Below are 17460 nucleotides of genomic sequence, written 5' to 3' on the forward strand. Positions count from 1 at the left end.
ATGGGGCTGTGTTCGTGCTCACAGTTGTTGTCCTCGCTTCCACCGCGTCGCGGCCTGTTGACGCGCCGCCGCGCGCTGCTGCGCCCGGCCGCGAACGGCCTCTCCGGATTCGCACACCCGCGAGTGTCCGGCGAGGCCGAGTTGGCGGAGTAGATCGGCCGTGAGGTCTTGTAGCGACGCGCCCTGCAACAGCAGCGCCACCGGCGGCTCGACTCCGAAATCCGCACGCGCGGTGTTGCGGATGCGCACCGCCATCAGGGAATCCATCCCCAGTTCGATCAGTGGGACGGCGGCATCGACGGCCGATCGGTCGGCGTAACCCATGACTGCCGCGATGCGCGCGCGCAGCCGCTCCGTCAGCAGGCCTTGCGCTTCGGCGGGTTCGAGGCCGGTCAGTGAATCGGGACCGGCCCAATCACCGCCGTCGCCGGCGGCGTCGAGCTCCTCGACCACGTTGGTGAAATAACCGAGGCTGCGGATCTCGGGAAAGGCGATCAGCGCCCGATCGGGGCGTAGCCGTCCGACGCCGGTGTGGCCCCGGTCGGCGGCCAGCAATGGCTCGAGCGCCGCGGTGCCCTCGGCCGGCGTGATCGGGTCGAGGGCGCCGCCGGTCAGGCTGCGGGCAAGCCCGACCTCTGCCCATGGCCCCCAGTTGATTACCGCCGCGGGTAGACCCGACGCGCGTCGCCAATCGACCAGCGCGTCGAGCCAGGCGCTTGCGCACGCGTATGCAGCCTGTCCCGGACCGCCCAGCATCGAAGCAGTGGACGAAAATCCGAGCCACCAGTCCAGTTCGCAGTGAGCGCTGGCCTGGTGCATTCGCTGCGCTCCGGTGACCTTGGGAGCCCACACCCGCTCGAGGCTTTCCTTGGTCATGGAGAGCACGAGGCCGTCGTCGAGCACCGCCGCCGCGTGCAGGACGCCACGCAGAGCTGACCCGCCTGCTGCCGCCACCAGCCTTTCCGCGACACCTTCGGTCGCCACATCTCCTGTAACCACGACGATTTCGGCCTTTTTCTCCAGTTCGCCAAGGAGCGTGCGCTGCTCGGCTGTGGGCTGGCCGCGGCCATTGAGGACCACGCGGCCCGCACCGCGATCCAGCAGCCAGCGCGCGAAAACCAAGCCAAGGCCACCCAGGCCGCCGGTGATGATATACGACGCCCCGGGGCGGACGACGTGCTCGCGCCTGGGCTCACCGAGGGTCGCCCGGAAAAGCCGCTCGACATAGCGCCGCCCGCCTCGCCACGCGACTACGTCGTCGATCGAGTCGGTAATGGCCGCAATCAGTTCGGCGTTCAGCGCTGCCGCAGCGTCCCCGGCGACATCGAGGTCGACGAGCGTGGTGCGCAGCTCGGGATGCTCGTAGGCCAGCACGCGCACCAGGCCTTTCAACGCGCCGATGCCAGGCTGACCCGGCTCGTCGTGAACGGCAAGGCCGCCCCTGGTGACGAGCCACAACCGCGGTGACTGGCCATGCCAGCCGCCGACGATCGCACGAACGACGGTGGAGACCGCCCAGAGTGATTCCCTCGCCTGGGCGATGCCGGCAGCGGTGACGCTCGGGTTCGCGCCGACGAAGGCGACCACCGCGACGGGCGGATGTTCGGGGTCACCTGCCGTTTCGGCGAATGCGGCGAGCACGGCGGGTTCGTCTTTCAGGTCTGCCGTGATCACCCGGCGGACCGGGGAACGCCAGTCGGCGACTAACCGTTCGATATCGGGTGCTGGCGCACCGGTAAGCACGAGCCAACTGCCCGGTACTTCGGCGTGCGTGGCACCGATCGGCCTCGTTACCCATGCGGTGTCGAAGATCTTCTGAGAAAGCGGAAGTGGCACGCTGCGCCGATCCACGCGCCGCAGGTAGATATCGTTGATCTCGGCCGTGACGGCCCCGGACTCGTTGGTCAAGACGATTCTGCCGAGCTTTCCCGCTCCGGCTTCGTCGAGGCTGGTCAGCTGGGACCAGCAGCGCGCGCGTCGGCCCGGGTCGCCGTACACCCGCAGTGTTTCGAATGACACAGGCAGATAACTGGTTTCGGCCGACCCCGCGACTTCTTCTTCCGGCATCGCGGCGGCAAGGCTCTGCAACGCCGCGTCCAGCATGACCGGATGGATTCGATACCTCGAATGCCGGGGCGCCTGGTCGGGTAGGACGATCTCGGTCTCCGCAAAGCCGCCGGGTAGCCGGTGGATCGCGGTCAACGCCGCGAAAGCCGGCCCGTGATATTGCCCGGTGCGCCGCAGCGCGGTGTACAGGTCGGTCGGCTTGATGGCCGTTTCGCCGTGGCCGGCGACGGGTGGGGGTCGATCGGGAAGGCCATTTGCCGTGCACACCTCGGCCTTGGCGGTGGCGTGCCGCGACCAGTCGTGTCCGGGCGAGCGGGAATAGATCTCGACCCGGGTCTTCTCATCGGCACCGCGGGTCACCTGCGTTGTCAGCTGGGTGTGCTCGTTGAGGGGAAGCATCTGTTCGACTTCGAGTTGGTTGATCGACAGGGCCCCGGTCGCCACACCGAACGCCTCGCCGGCTGCGGCTAAGGCGATCTCGGCGAACGCCGCGGCGGGCAGGATCGTTTGGTCGAACACCTTATGGTCACCGAGCCAGGGGGCCACCTGGGTGCCGACGTCGGCCTGCCAGACATGGTCCCGGCTCGACGGGACCTCGATGTGCATGCCGAGCAGCGGGTGGGCGTCGACCAAGTCCGACATCCCCGACCGATCGGCGACCCAGAAGTTGTCGTGCTGCCAGGGTGTTACCGGGATGTCGGCGGGTCGGCCGTCGGTGGTGCCCGGCGCGGATTTCCCCACGGCGGCGAGCCGCGCGTGAAAAGTGACAGTGTCGTCGCTGTCGCGTTGCAGAGTGCCGATGGTGTGTGTTTCGGCCTCGCCGAGGGTGTCGATGATTGCGTGCGTGAGCAACGGATGTGGGCTGATCTCGATGAAGGTGTGGTGGGCGGCGGCGGCGGTGCTGATGGCTTGGTGGAAGCGCACCGGGTTGCGCAAGTTGGCGGCCCAGTAGTCGGCGTCCAGCAGCGGTACGGGACCATCGCAAGCGGTGCTGATCATCGGGATGGTCGGGGGCATGGGCGCCAAATCGGCAAGGGCCGAACGCAATTCCGGCAGTATCGGGTCGATGATCGGGTGGTGGGAGGCGACGTCGACCTCGACGCGTAGGGCCAGCAGGTTTCGCGCGGTCACCGCCGCGATGACGGCGTCCACCTGGTCGGGGGGGCCCGCGATCACCGATTCGCGTGGTGAGGCGTGCACCGCCAGCGTCACCTGCCGGTAGTCGGCGATCAGCGCCTCGACGGCCGGGCCGTCGAGTTCGAGCAAGGCCATCGCGCCCCGGCCGGCTAATCGCGCCAACAACGCCGACCGGACAGTGATCACCCGCAAACCCTCGGCGGGGGTCAGCGCCCCGGACACCACCGCGGCCGACACCTCGCCCATCGAGTGCCCAATCACCGCGCCGGGTTCGACGCCGTAGTGCCGCCACAACGCGGTGAGTGCGAGCTGGATGGCCATTAGCATCGGTTGGATGTTGTGGATGCCGACCACCGTGCGGCCCTCCGCCAGGGTCTGGCTCAACGAAAAACCAGCCTGGGCAATGAATTCGGGCTCCAGGTCGGCGATCGCGGCGGCGAACGCGGGTTCGTCGGCCAGCAGTTGGCGGCCCATGCCGGCCCATTGCGAGCCCTGGCCGGAGTAGACGAACACCGTGCCATGCCCGCGGGCGCCTGCGATGGCTTCCACCACACCCGGCGCCGGGGCGCCGGCGGCCAAGGCCCGCAACCCCGCCGCCGCGGCCGAGTGGTCGCGGGCGACCACGACACCGACCTCGGAATGGCGGGCGCGGCGATGAGCCAACGTGTGCGCGACATCGGCCAGTGATATCGCGCCGCCGGGGCCCTCCATCCAGGCGGCCAGCGCGGTGGCCGTCGTGGCCTGCCGCTCCGGCGTCTTGCCGGACACCACCAATGTCGAAACCACCGCGGCGGTACTCGTCCGCGGCGCGGACGCCGCAGCGGGCGCCTGCTCGATCACGATATGCGCGTTGGTGCCGCTGAGGCCGAACGACGACACGGCCGCCCGACGTGTAGGACCGCTGGGCCACGCCGTGCCGTCGGTCGGCACGAAAAACCGGGTGGCCGAGGCGTCGATTGCCGGATTCCATCGGGTGAAGTGCAAATTGGGAGGAATGTATCCCCGGTCCACGGCCAGGATCGCCTTGATCAGCCCCGTAACACCTGCGGCCGCCTCCAGATGCCCGAGGTTGGTCTTGACCGACCCGAGCGCGCAGCCGCCGCCGTCCCGGCCGTAAGTGGCCGCCAGCGCCTCGAATTCGATGGGGTCGCCCAGAACTGTTCCGGTGCCGTGTGTTTCGACATAGTCCACGGTGCCCGCGGGCACGTCGGCCAGCCGTAGTGCGGTGGTGATCACGTCACGCTGCGCCGCCGCGCTCGGGGCGGTCATGCCGTTGGAGCGGCCGTCCTGGTTGATCGCCGAACCGCGGACCACCGCCAGCACGCGATCGCCGTCGCGGACGGCGTCGGCCATCCGCTTGAGCACCACCACGCCGCACCCCTCGCCGCGGACGAACCCGTCGGCCATGGCGTCGAAGGTCCTGCACCGGCCCGTCGGAGACAAAGCGGACCACTTGGACAGCGCTATGCTGGTGAACGGCGACAACGACAGGTGCACCCCGCCCGCGAGCGCCACGTCGCTTTCCCGCAAGCGCAGGCTTTGGCAGGCCAGGTGGATCGCCACCAATGAGGACGAACACGCGGTGTCGACCGCCATCGCGGGGCCACGTAGCCCGAGCAGATAGGAAATCCGCCCCACCGCGGCGCTGTGTGGGTTTCCGGTGCTCATGTAGGCGTCGATCTCGGCGCGACGCTCGAGGTTGAGAATCGTGTAGTCCCACGCCGACAACCCCATAATCGCGGACGTTCGGGTGCCGCTCAGCGAATCCGTTGGCAGGCAGGCATGTTCGAGCGCTTCCCAGGCGACCTCGAGCAAGATCCGCTGCTGGGGGTCCATCGCCTCGGCCTCGCGCGGGGTGATGCCGAAGAAGTCGGCGTCGAATCCGGCGACATCGTCGACGAAGCCGCCCCATTTCGTCGCCATCTTTCCCGGCGCGTGCGGATCGGGATCGTAGAACGCGTCCGCGGCCCACCGATCGGCCGGCACCTCGTCGACGGCGTCCCGGCCGTCGATCAGCAGCTGCCAGAAGCTTTCCGGCCCGCTCACACTCCCGGGTAGCCGGCAACCGATCCCGATCACCGCCACGGGTTCGGCGATGTCGGCCGGGAATGCCGTTCCCGCGCGGACAAGTTCACGCGCGAGTACCTCGCGCGCCTTCGGTGACATCTGGGCCGCACGCTCCGCGAGACTCGTCATGACTCGTTGCCCCCCGTCGCGGTTTCCAACTCGCTTGCGGCGACCAGTTCGGATAGCAGTTCCATTTCCTCATCCGACAACGCGGATTCCGCGTCGGGCGCCTGCTCGGCCTCGTCAAATGTTGCATAGCCCAGGCGCTCACACATGGCGCCTGCGAGATCGTGGATGGTCGGGTATGCCCAGACCAGGGCGGCCGGCAACGTGGTGCCCAGGCTGGACTCCAGCCTGTTCCGCAGCTCCAGGGCCATCAGCGAATCCAAGCCGAGCGACTCCATCGGCCGATCGTGATCGAACGGCTCGGCCGAGCGCAGCACCGCCCGGATCTCGTTGGCGATCGCGGTCGCGAGCCGGCTCGGGCGCTCGCGGGGATCGCTGGCGTCCAACTCGGCGCGGATCGCGCCGCCATACCGCGCGGGCTTTGCCGAGTCATGCAACTTCGCAAATAGCGATGAACCCGCTGCGGCGGGGAAGGATTGAAACCACTGGCGTGCGTCGAGGCTGAACACGCCGGTGCGCGCTCGGTCGGCCTGCAGCACTAGTTGCATTGCCGCAAGTCCCTGTTCGACCGTGTTCATCGAGACACCGAGATCGGCGAAGAACTGGGCACGTCCGACTTCGGCCCATGGACCCCAGTTGATTCCGACGGCGGGCAGCCCCAGAGAGCGCCGATAGGCGACCAGCCCGTCGACCCACGAGTTCGCGGCGGCGTACGCGCCCTGCCCGGGCGCGCCGAGCAACGAAGACGCTGACGAGAACGTCAACCACCAATCCACGTCCAGATGGGCGCTGGCCTGGTGAAGGCGCCAGCCACCGGTCACTTTCGGCGCGAACACACGCCGCGCGGCCGATTCGGACATGTTCAACACGATCTCGTCATCGAGGACCATTGCGCTGTGCAGGACTCCGGCCAGCCGGAAGCCCGCGTCTTCGACCGCGCGCACCAACCGCTCCGCGGTACCGGGCGCGGCGATGTCACCGGTAACCACCTCGACCCGGTTGCCCGCCGCGTTGAGTTCCGCGATCGCCGCTGTGACGCCGTCGCCGGGAGCCGAACGGCTGTTGAGCACAACCAGTCCCGCGCCGTGCTCCGCCAACCATTGAGCGACGACAAAACCGAGACCACCCATGCCACCTACGACGACATATCCGCCGTCGGGGCTTACCAGCGACTGCGGTGGCGGCGGCGCGATCGCCTCGACGCTGCCGTGCGCCGGAATCGAGATGGCGATTTTGCCGGTATGCCTGCCGGATGCCATCAACGCGAAGGCGTCGGCCGCGGCGTCGAGGCTGAAAGCGGTGACGGGAAGCGGCCGCAGTTTGCCGTCCGCGACGTGCTGCAGGATGTCTTGGAGCATCCGGCGATAGCGCGTCGGTTGCCGCTTCAGATTCAGGTCGAGGTCGACTACAGCGAAGGATGCGCTCTTGGCGAGTCCGGCCAGCCCGAGGCTGGCGTCGGCATAGACGTCCTTTTTGCCCAGCTCGATGAACCGACCACCGGGGGCTAGCAGCTTCACTCCGCGCCGGATCGCCTCGCCCGGAAGCGAATTGATGATGACATCCACCCCGTAACCATCGGTGGCGCCGAGTATCTCATCGGCGAAGTCCACGCCCCGGGAGTTACCGACGTACTCCACACCAAGCCCGTCCAGCATTTCCCGCTTGGCATCCGAACCTGCCGTCGTGTAGATGCGGGCACCGATCATCTTCGCGATTGAAACCGCCGCCAGTCCGACACCGCCGGTGGCCGAATGGATGAGCACGCGTTCCCCCGCGCCCAGCCGCCCAACCTCGCACAGCGAGTGCCAGGCGGTCAGGTACGCGATGCCGAACGCCGCGGCCTCGGAATCCGCCAGCGTGTCGGGGACCGGGACCGCGAGGTCGGCGAGCGTCGTCAGGTGGGAGCCGAATGTGCCTGGACCGAAGGCGATCACGCGCCGCCCGACCTCGCTCGAGTCGACGCCGGAGCCGACGGCAGTCACGACGCCGACACATTCGCCTCCGATGACGGGCGGGGCACCGTCGAGCCCGGGATACACGCCCATCGCCTTGAGCACGTCGCTGAAGTTGAGACCCGCGGCCAGGACACGAACCTCCACCTGACCGGGCCCGGGCGGGATCCGCGTTACCGCGTGCACTCGCAGCGCATCCAACCGCCCGGGTTGGTCGATCTGCAGCCGTACCGCGCCTCCGCCGTCCAGGTTCACCACCGTGCAGCGGGATTCATGGACGAGATCTCCGGTGGCCGTGGTGGGCGCCTGGACCAGCCTGTTGACGTATCGCTGTCCATCGCGGAGAGCGACCTCGTCGGCGTCGCAACCGGTGAGCAGTTCCTGGGTGAGGGCGCCAAGTTCGTCGGTGCCGCCGGCCTCGATGTCGACGATTGTCGGCTTGAGTTCGGGATGTTCGAAGGTCAGCACCCGCGCGATGCCCCGAAGTGCCGTCTGTGCCAGCGTGACTCGATCAGCCGGGTCGAATTGTTGCGCGCCGCGGGTGACGATCCATAGCCGCGGGCTGTTGCGAGTGCCCATTCGAGTCACGGCTTTTGTAATGTCGGCTATCAGGAGCGTGCGCGCCAGCGCCAGGTCAAGTTGATCCCCCTCCGGAAGCGACTCGTCGGCGGCTCGAGGCGGGCAGATCACGACGATGCCATCCCACCCAGCATCGGTTCGAGTGATCGCCGCACGCAGCTGTGCCGTGTCGGTCAGGGATACCAGCTCGACTTCGGCGACGCCGTCGCGCAGTGAGGACTGCAGCGCGGGCAGCAGCGGGTCGCCCGCGGCGGGGTCACCTATCAACAACACGCCGTTGAGGCTGCGGGCCGGCTTGCCCCGTGGTGTCGGTTCCCACTCCACCGTGAACAGGCGGTCGGTGAGTTCCTTTGCGGCGCACATCGATCCGAGTACCGTCATCTCCACTTCGTCGATGACGAGCAGCGGTTGGCCGTTCGGGTCGGTCAGCTCGACACGCCCCAGGAGCCGGTTCGGGCTGTCGGTCGCCGCAAGCTCTCCAATCGCGCAGACACCGTCGGTGATATCGCCGTATACATGGATGCCCGCGAAACGTACAGGCAAGACTAGCGTTTGGTGGGCGTGCTGCCCCCCGGCCAGCTCGGTAGCCGCCCGGGTGGCGCCGAGTGCCTGCACCGCGATGTCCATCATCACCGGGTGCAGGACGAAGTTGTGGGAACCCGGCCTCGCTGACGGCGGGAGACGCACTTCCGCGCGGGCGGCGCCGGACCGTGTGGTGGTGAGCCCCACGATGCCGCGGAACGCCGGCCCGTGTTGTTGCCCGGCGCCACGCAGCCGCTGGTACAGCTCGTCGGGGTCGAGTCCGGTCACGAGGCCAGGGAGGCCATCGTCCACCGGCGTTGCCCTGTAATCCGTTTCGCGGGCAACGATAGCGGTGGCGTGCTTGATCCACCCCAAAGTGGAGTTGTGGGTGCGTATTTCGATGCAGCACGTTTGGTCATCGCCGGTGAGCGTCGTGACAAGGACGGTGCTGTCGGTGATGTGCAGGACTTGATGGAGGCTGAGCTCGCGGATCAGCCAGTGGTGGTCTTCGGCGCGTTCCGAGTCCTTGCCCGCGTTCGTCGCTGCCGCCAGTGCGATCTCGGCGTAGGCGGACCCAGGAAGGACGCACAGATCGTCGATCACGTGATCACTGAGCCACAGCAGATCCGGGCTCAGTTCACATTCCCATATCCGAGTCCCACTGCCAGGGTCGGTGACACCGGTGCCCAGCAACGGGTGTGCATTTGGCGCGTGGTGCCCCCGGGTTGAGGGAGAGATCCAGTGGTGAGTGTGCTGCCACGGGGTTGCGGGCAGTATCGGATGCGGTTCGGGAGGGTGGGGGGGTGCCCAGCAACGGGTGTGCATTTGGCGCGTGGTGCCGCCGGGTTGTGTGCGCGGCGTTGAGGTTGGTGTGGAAGGCCAGGGTGTCGTGCGCATCGCGTTGCAGGGTGCCCAGGCTCACATGGTCGGCACCCTCACGCGCGGCCAGCGTCTCGCCGATAGCGTGCGTCAGCAGTGGGTGGGGACTGATTTCAATAAAGGTGTGGTGGTCGTCGCCCGCACGGGCGATGGCCTGCTGGAAGCGCACGGGGTTGCGCATGTTGGTGGCCCAGTGCTCCGCGTCGAAGACGGGGCCGGTGCCGAGGTCTTCATAGGTGGTGGAAATGATCGGGATGGCCGGTGGCCGCGGAGTGAGGTCGGCTAGCTCCGAGCGCATGTCAGGCAGTAGGGCGTCCATGGCCGGGTTGTGGGGAGCCACTTCGATGTTGACGCGGCTGGCGAGGTGGTCCTGCGCGCGGACCTTGTCGATGAGGTCCTCGATCATCGTGGTGGGGCCCGCGATGACGGTTTGGCGCGGTGAGGCGTAGATCGCCAACGTGACCTGCGGATGGTCCGCGATCAGTACTTCGGTGGTGGCGGCGTCGAGTTCGAGCAGGGCCATGGTGCCCTGACCGCACAGCGGTGCCATCAGCCGGGAGCGGGTCGCGGTGACCCGCAATCCCTCGGCGGGGGTGAGCGCCCCGGCGGCCACCGCGGCGGCCACCTCGCCCATGGAGTGCCCGATCACCAGATCGGGGTGCACCCCGTAGGAGCGCCACAGCTGGGTCAGCGCCAGCTGCATGCCGATCACGCCGAGCTGAATCTGTTCGATACCGACCAGCTCCTTGCCGCCGGCGATGAGGTCGTGCAGGGAAAACCCGGCCTGGGCAACAAAGGTCGGCTCCAGCTCGCTCACGGCTGCGGCGAAGGCGGGTTCGTCGGCCAACAGCCGCCGGCCCATCCCGGCCCATTGGGACCCCCGACCCGAGTAGACAAAGACCGTGCCGGGGCCGACGGCGTCCTCGCGGCAGTCCACCACGCCCTGAGTCGGTTCACCGGTGGCCAGCGCGCGCAATCCGGCTACGGCCTGGCACCGGTCTATGGCGGCCACCGTAGCGAACCGCGGCTGCCGCGCCCGGTGATGATTGAGCGTGTGCGCCACATCGGCCAGCGGCACCTCGGCGCCGGGGCCTTCCATCCAATCGGCCAGCGCTGATGCCGTCGCGGCGATCCGCTGCCGCGTTTTTCCTGACACGACCAGTGTCGACACCACCGGCGCGGCGGCGCGCGGGACAGCACATGTTTCGGGCGCCTGCTCGATCACCACATGCGCGTTTGTGCCACTCACTCCGAACGACGACACGCCGGCTCGCCGCGGTGCTTCGGTCGCCGGCCATTCGGTGTCCTCGGCTGCGATAGTCAGGCGCGACACGCCCTCGCCGGCGTGGGGAGTTAGCTCGTTGAAATTCAGGTTTCGAGGAATGCGGCCGTGGGCGACGGCCAGCACGGTCTTCATGAAGCCGGCAATCCCGGCCGCCGCCTCCAGATGACCGAGATTGGTCTTCACCGCTCCGAGCACCAGCGGTGCGCGGCCATTGCGGTCGGCGAAAACCTTGCTGAGCGAGTCGAGTTCGATCGGGTCGCCGAGCGGTGTGCCGGTGCCATGCGCCTCGATGTAGTCGATGTCGGCCGGTGTCAGCTTGGCCGACCCGAGGGCCTGGCAAAGCAGCTCCTGCTGGGCCGGCCCGTTGGGAACGGTCACGCCACTGCTGGCGCCATCCTGGTTGACCGCCGAACCGCGCACCACGGCCAGGATGCGATTGCCGTCCCGTTGCGCGTCGGACAATCGCTTGAGCACCACGACGCCGCAGCCTTCGCTGCGCACATACCCGTCGGCGCTCGCGTCGAAGGTTTTGCACTGCCCCTCCGGTGACAGCATTCCCCAACGCGAGCAGGCGATGCTGGTTCCCGGGCTGAGCAACAGGTTGGTCCCACCGACCAACGCCGCATCACTTTCGCGCCAGCGCAGGCTCTGGCAGGCCAGGTGGATGGCCACCAGCGACGACGAGCACGCCGTGTCCAGGACGACCGCCGGACCCCGGGCGCCCAGCAGATAGGCCATCCGGCCGGCGGCGAAATTCGCCGAGTTTCCGGTCAACACATAGGCGTCGAGTTCCTCGGGTCGCACCGTACCGGACATCGTGAGCATGTAGTCGTAGGCGGTCACGCCGACGAATACCGACGTTTGGGTGCCGCGAACGGTCTGCGGCGGGATTCCCGCGTTCTCCAGCGCTTCCCAGGCGACCTCGAGGAACAACCGCTGCTGCGGATCCATCGCCGCGGCTTCGCGTGGGGCGACGGAGAAGAATTCCGCGTCGAATTCGTCCGGCCGCCAGCCCGTGAGGAATCCCCCTTCGCGGTTGCAGATCGTCCCCGGAACGGTGTGGTCCTCGGTGAAAAGGGCGTCGGCATCCCATCTTTCGGCGGGGACGCGGACGATGCCGCTTCGGCCGTCGCGCAACAACTCCCAGAATTCGTCCGAGTTGTTCACCCCGCCCGGCAACCGGCACCCCATCCCGACCACGGCGATCGGTTCGGTGCCGGCCTTTTCCGCGATCTCCAGACGCGCGGTGAGGTCATCGATCTTGTGCAGCGCCTCGGTGATAATCGCCCGGCGGTCCGGCGGCGAGGTGCTCATCGTGACTCTCTTAATCGTCCCGAAAGTTGTTCCAACAGCTCAGCTTCGGTGAATTCGTCATAGGCGTTGGCAACCGGCTCGCCTTGAGCCTCGATCAGTTCGGGTAGGACGGTGGACAGATGGTCGGTGAGGCTGTATACGGTCGGGTAGTCGAAAACCACTGACGCCGGCAAGGACTCGCCAAGTGTTTCCGAGAGCGCCCGCTGCAGCGTCACACTCATCAGCGAGTCCATTCCGAGTTGGAAAAAGCCGGTCGAGGGATCCAATGGCTCGGTGGGCGGAAGCCCCATCACGCTGGCGGCCAGCAGGGCGATCTGGTCGAGCACCATGTCATGGCGGCGCTGCGGCGGGCAGTTGCGCAGGGCGGCGCGGAATTCGCTCTCGGGCATTGCCGGATTACGGGTCTCGCCGGGCGCCGCCACTAGGTCGTCGACGATGTGTAGGGCTGTGCGGGTTCGGTATGCGGCTGCGAGCAGTGGCCAGTCCGCGTTGACCATGATGGAGTGGGCTCCGGCGGCCGGGTTCATCAGGAGTGGAAGTGCGGTGATGGCGGTTTCGTCGTTCATGGGCAGTAGCCCGGATCCGAGGCTGACCTGGCCGAATTGGTGTTGGGTGTCGGCCAGTGATTTCCATAATCCCCAGTTGATGGTGGTGGCGGGTAGGCCCATGACGCGGCGTGCGTAGGCCAGGGCGTCGAGGTAGCCGCTGGTGGCGGTGTAGTGGGCCAGCCAGCGGGAGCCGGTCAGTCCTGAGATGGAGGAGAACAGCACGAAGTGGCGCACCGGGGTCTTCAGGGTCAACCGGTGCAACAGCGCCGCGGTGTCGACCTTGGGTGCGAACATCGCCATCACGTCGTCGTTTGTCATCTCGCTGAGCAGCACGGGTTGGCCAGCGAAGGCGGCGAGATAGATGCCTTCCAGCGGTGGTAGATCGCCGCCGAATTGGTTGAACAGTGCGCTCATAGCGGCTGCGTCGGTCGCATCGGCGGCCACGGTGACCAGGATCGTGCCATGGGCGGCGAGGCTTGCCGTTAACGCCTGCAGCCGCAGGCCGGGTTTGCGTGATACCGCGATGATGGTCTTGGCGCCCATGGTGGCGAGTTGGCGGATCAGGTGTGGTCCGATGTTGCCGGTGGCGCCGATGACGAGCTGGCAGGCGTTGCCGTCCAGCGTGACCGGTTCGGCGGGCAGGGTGCGCGGGTGCAGCCGGGGCACGAGCCGTTCGCCCCGGCGGTAGATGACCTGGTCTTCGCCGTCGGTGTTAGTCGCCTCGCTGAGCACCTGCGCCGCGACCAGCTCGGGGGGCACGGAGGCATCGAAATCGAGGATGCCGCCCCAGATTTGGGGGTGTTCCAGGGCCAGGGTGCGTCCCAGGCCCCAGAGCACCCCGTGCGCGGGGTTGGCGCGGTCGCCTTCGGCGACGGGTTGGGCGTTGCGGGTCACGATGAACAACTTGGCCGGCATGTCGGCCGCCACCATCGCGGCGGCCAGCATGCGCACCTCGTGAAACAGCCGATACGCCGTCTCGAGATCGAACAGCGTCCCTAAGTCGGACGGTGTGTACAACACACGATCGATGCCATTGAGCGCATGGATCAGCGACGTCTCTTCATCGAGGAGCGAGGCATCTGCGACGTCGACACGCGATTGCGGGCCCGCGAGCCAGCGTAGCTCCGTGGCCAGCTCGGCATGGCCCACCGCCAACCAGCGACCTCCGGCGGCATCGGTATCGGACTTCGCACTGGCAAGGGGCTTCGCCGGCCAGGTCATCGCATAGCACCAGCCGTCATGTTCGCCGTCCAGGCGCTCGGATGGTGCCGCAGTTGTGGACGGAGAACCGTTGTGGTGCTCGATATCTGACACTTGCCGCGCTGCGCTCGTGGTGTTGGTCCAGTGGTGGGTGGTGTAGAGGTTGGTGCGGAAGGTGATGGTGTCGTCGGTGTCGCGGTGCAGGGTTGGCACGCTGGTGTAGGTGGTGCCGTGTTGGGCGGTGTGCAGGGTGTCGAGGATGGCTTGGGTGAGCAGGGGGTGGGGGCTGATTTCGATGAAGGTGTGGTGGTTGGTTCCGGCGGTGGTGATGGCTTGTTGGAAGTGCACGGGGTTGCGCATGTTGGTGGCCCAGTGTGCGGCGTCGAAGACGGGCCCGGTGTCGGGGTTGTCATAGGTGGTGGAGATGATCGGGATGGCCGGTGTGCGCGGGGTGAGGTCGGCTAGTTCCGAGCGCATCTGAGGCTGCAGGGCGTCCATGGCCGGGTTGTGCGGGGCCACTTCGATGTTGACGCGGCTGGCGAAGCGGTTCTGTGCGCGGAGCTGAGCGATCAATTCCTCGATGTCATCGACGGGCCCGGAGATCACGGTTTGGCGCGGTGAGTTGTAGATCGCCAGTGTCACGTGTGGGTGCCCGGCGATGAGTTCGTGGGTGGCGGCGGCGTCGAGTTCGAGCAGGGCCATGGTGCCCTGACCGCACAGCGGTGCCATCAGCCGGGAGCGGGTCGCGGTGACCCGCAGTCCCTCGGCGGGGGTGAGCGCCCCGGCGGCCACCGCGGCGGCCACCTCGCCCATGGAGTGCCCGATCACCAGATCGGGGTGCACCCCGTAGGAGCGCCACAGCTGGGTCAGCGCCAGCTGCATGCCGATCACGCCGAGCTGAATCTGTTCGATACCGACCAGCTCCTTGCCGCCGGCGATGAGGTCGTGCAGGGAAAACCCGGCCTGGGCAACAAAGGTCGGCTCCAGCTCGCCCACGGCTGCGGTGAAGGCGGGTTCGTCGGCCAACAGCCGCCGGCCCATCCCGGCCCATTGGGACCCCCGACCCGAGTAGACAAAAACCGTGCCGGGCCCGGGCACGTTGTCGGTGGGGCCGATCACCCCGGGGGCGTGCTGGCCCGCGGCCAGCGCCTGCAACCCGGCCAGCGCCTGGGCGCGGTGGCGGGCGACCACGGTGCCGAACCTGGCCTGGCGGGCACGGTGATGATTCACCGTATGGGCCACCTGCGCCAACCCCACCCCGGCCCCAGCACCTTGCATCCACTCGGCCAACACCGACGCCGTCGCGGCCACCCGCTGGGATGTCTTACCCGACACCACCAACACCGAAACCCCACCATCGGACCCACCCCCAACCACAGGCGCCAACTCCTGACCCTGCTCAACCACCACATGCGCATTCGTCCCACCCAGGCCAAAGGAGGACACGGCAGCGCGACGCGGACCCGAATTAGACGGCCACGCAACCTTTTCCAGGGGAACGAAAAAGCGTGTCGGTGATGGATCGATCGCCGGGTTCCACTGCGAGAAATGTAGGTTCGGTGGAATTTGGCCGTGCTGGACTGCCAGCACCGCCTTGATGAACCCAGCCACTCCCGACGCGGCCTCGAGGTGGCCGATGTTCGTCTTTACCGCGCCCAGCGCGCATGAGCCCTCGCCGCGGCCGTAGGTGGCCGCCAGCGCCTCGAACTCGATCGGGTCTCCGAGCGATGTGCCGGTCCCGTGGGCCTCCACGTAGTGCACACTTTCCGGCGCCACATCGGCCGAACGCAACGCATCGGCGATCACATCGCATTGAGCCGCGGTGTTGGGCGCGGTGATGCCGTTGGAGCGGCCGTCCTGATTGACCGCGGAGCCGCGCACCACCGCCAATACGCGGTCCCTGTCCCGCACCGCGTCGGCGAGCCGCTTGAGCACCACCACCCCGGCGCCCTCACCGCGCACAAACCCATCGGCCGCCGCATCGAACGTCGCGCAGCGGCCCTGTGGCGACAGCAACCCCCAGGCTGAGATCGCGATTTGGGTCTCGGGGCGCAGAGTCACGCTGACGCCACCCGCCAACGCCAAGTCGCTTTCTCGCAATCGCAGGCTTTGACAGGCCAGATGAATCGCGGCCAGGGACGACGAACACGCCGTATCCACCGCCACGGCCGGACCGCGCAGGCCCAACAGGTACGAGATCCGTCCGGCGGTGATGCTGTGCGAGTTGCCGGTTCCGGTGTAGGCGTCCACGTCGAGCGGTCCGGAGGCCAGTATCGACTGGTATTCGTTGAAGTAGGCGCCGATCATGACGCCGGTTCGTGTGTCGGCTAGCGAATCCGTCGGGATGCCCGCATGTTCGAGCGCTTCCCACGCGACCTCGAGCACCATTCGTTGCTGAGGGTCCATCGCGACGGCCTCGCGCGGGGTGATGCCGAAAAATTCGGCGTCGAATCCCGCGATGTCGGGAACGAACCCGCCCCACTTGGTGGTCATATGCCCGGGTGTCATTGGGTCCGGGCTGTAGAACGCGTCCGCGTCCCAGCGATCCGCGGGGATCTTGGTGATTGCGTTTCGTCCGTGGACCAATAACTCCCAGAAGCTATCCGGACCGGTCACATCACCTGGAAAGCGGCAGCCGATCCCCACTACTGCGATGGGCTCCGTGGTGGTGGTGCGCGATGCTCGCGAGAACTCTTCGGAAAGGGCGGTGCGCTGCTGAGCCGTCATCGCCGAGATGCGGCTGTAAAGAGTTCGCATTACGCGAGCTCCTCAGCGGTGACAGATGATGACTCGATGCGTTCGAGCAAGCTGTCCAATGTGTTTCCTGCAGAGGCGGACAGCGCCGCGATCTCGTCCTCTTCGGAATCCTCCGACGGGGCAACAAGTTTCGCGAGATACTCGGTCAGTGACGCGACGGTCGGGTGGTTGAACAGCATTGTCGCCGACAACTCGACGCCCACCAGCGTCTCGGCCGCGCGTCGGATCGCCATCGCCATGAGGGAGTTGAGGCCCAGTTCGGCGAGGGGCCGGTCGTTCTCCAGATCCGGCTCGGGGATCCGCAATTCGCGGGCGACGATGTCACGCAGGCCGGTTTCCAGCTCCTCGCGCACCATCGCGGAAGAAAGATGCGACCAATCCCGCGCCGGGATCGGGGCCGTATCGCGGGCATCTTGGAGCAGGTCGTCGACGATGTGTAGGGCTGTGCGGGTTCGGTATGCGGCTGCGAGCAGTGGCCAGTCCGCGTTGACCATGATGGAGTGGGCTCCGGCGGCCGGGTTCATCAGGAGTGGAAGTGCGGTGATGGCGGTTTCGTCGTTCATGGGCAGTAGCCCGGATCCGAGGCTGACCTGGCCGAATTGGTGTTGGGTGTCGGCCAGTGATTTCCATAATCCCCAGTTGATGGTGGTGGCGGGTAGGCCCATGACGCGGCGTGCGTAGGCCAGGGCGTCGAGGTAGCCGCTGGTGGCGGTGTAGTGGGCCAGCCAGCGGGAGCCGGTCAGTCCTGAGATGGAGGAGAACAGCACGAAGTGGCGCACCGGGGTCTTCAGGGTCAACCGGTGCAACAGCGCCGCGGTGTCGACCTTGGGTGCGAACATCGCCATCACGTCGTCGTTTGTCATCTCGCTGAGCAGCACGGGTTGGCCAGCGAAGGCGGCGAGATAGATGCCTTCCAGCGGTGGTAGATCGCCGCCGAATTGGTTGAACAGTGCGCTCATAGCGGCTTCGTCGGTCGCATCGGCGGCCACGGTGACCAGGATCGTGCCCTGGGCGGCGAGGCTTTCCG

3 protein-coding genes and 2 pseudogenes are annotated in these 17460 nt (G+C 67.3%); all 5 read right to left on the minus strand.

Annotated elements, in window-relative coordinates; all coding sequences use genetic code 11:
• Positions 1–18: 18 nt before the first annotated feature.
• Positions 19–5400 carry a type I polyketide synthase gene (locus tag MTAB308_RS19540; protein WP_077101375.1) on the minus strand — a complete coding sequence of 1794 codons (5382 nt, stop codon included), beginning with the start codon at positions 5398–5400 and terminating at the stop codon, positions 19–21.
• Positions 5397–11928 (minus strand): annotated as a pseudogene (locus tag MTAB308_RS19545) (type I polyketide synthase). The gene MTAB308_RS19540 and the pseudogene MTAB308_RS19545 overlap by 4 nt, the downstream one beginning before the upstream one ends.
• Positions 11925–16433 carry a type I polyketide synthase gene (locus tag MTAB308_RS19550; RefSeq protein ID WP_077101377.1) on the minus strand — a complete coding sequence of 1503 codons (4509 nt, stop codon included), beginning with the start codon at positions 16431–16433 and terminating at the stop codon, positions 11925–11927. The pseudogene MTAB308_RS19545 and the gene MTAB308_RS19550 overlap by 4 nt, the downstream one beginning before the upstream one ends.
• Entirely contained in the window at positions 16433–16996 is a 564-nt protein-coding gene (locus MTAB308_RS30610) for an acyl carrier protein (RefSeq protein ID WP_425436348.1), read from the minus strand. The genes MTAB308_RS19550 and MTAB308_RS30610 overlap by 1 nt, the downstream gene beginning before the upstream one ends.
• A 72-nt stretch (positions 16997–17068) precedes the next feature.
• Positions 17069–17446: pseudogene (locus MTAB308_RS30615) on the minus strand (KR domain-containing protein); the annotation flags it as partial.
• Between the last annotated feature and the right edge of the window lie 14 nt (positions 17447–17460).

Source organism: Mycobacterium terramassiliense, assembly GCF_900157385.1.
Lineage (GTDB): Bacteria > Actinomycetota > Actinomycetes > Mycobacteriales > Mycobacteriaceae > Mycobacterium > Mycobacterium terramassiliense.

Excerpts from the sequence above, each read along its gene's own strand:
- MTAB308_RS19540 (WP_077101375.1), bottom strand. The coding sequence starts at position 5,400 with ATGACGAGTCTCGCGGAGCGTGCGGCCCAGATGTCACCGAAGGCGCGC.
- MTAB308_RS19550 (WP_077101377.1), bottom strand. The coding sequence starts at position 16,433 with ATGCGAACTCTTTACAGCCGCATCTCGGCGATGACGGCTCAGCAGCGC.
- MTAB308_RS30610 (WP_425436348.1), bottom strand. The coding sequence starts at position 16,996 with ATGAACGACGAAACCGCCATCACCGCACTTCCACTCCTGATGAACCCG.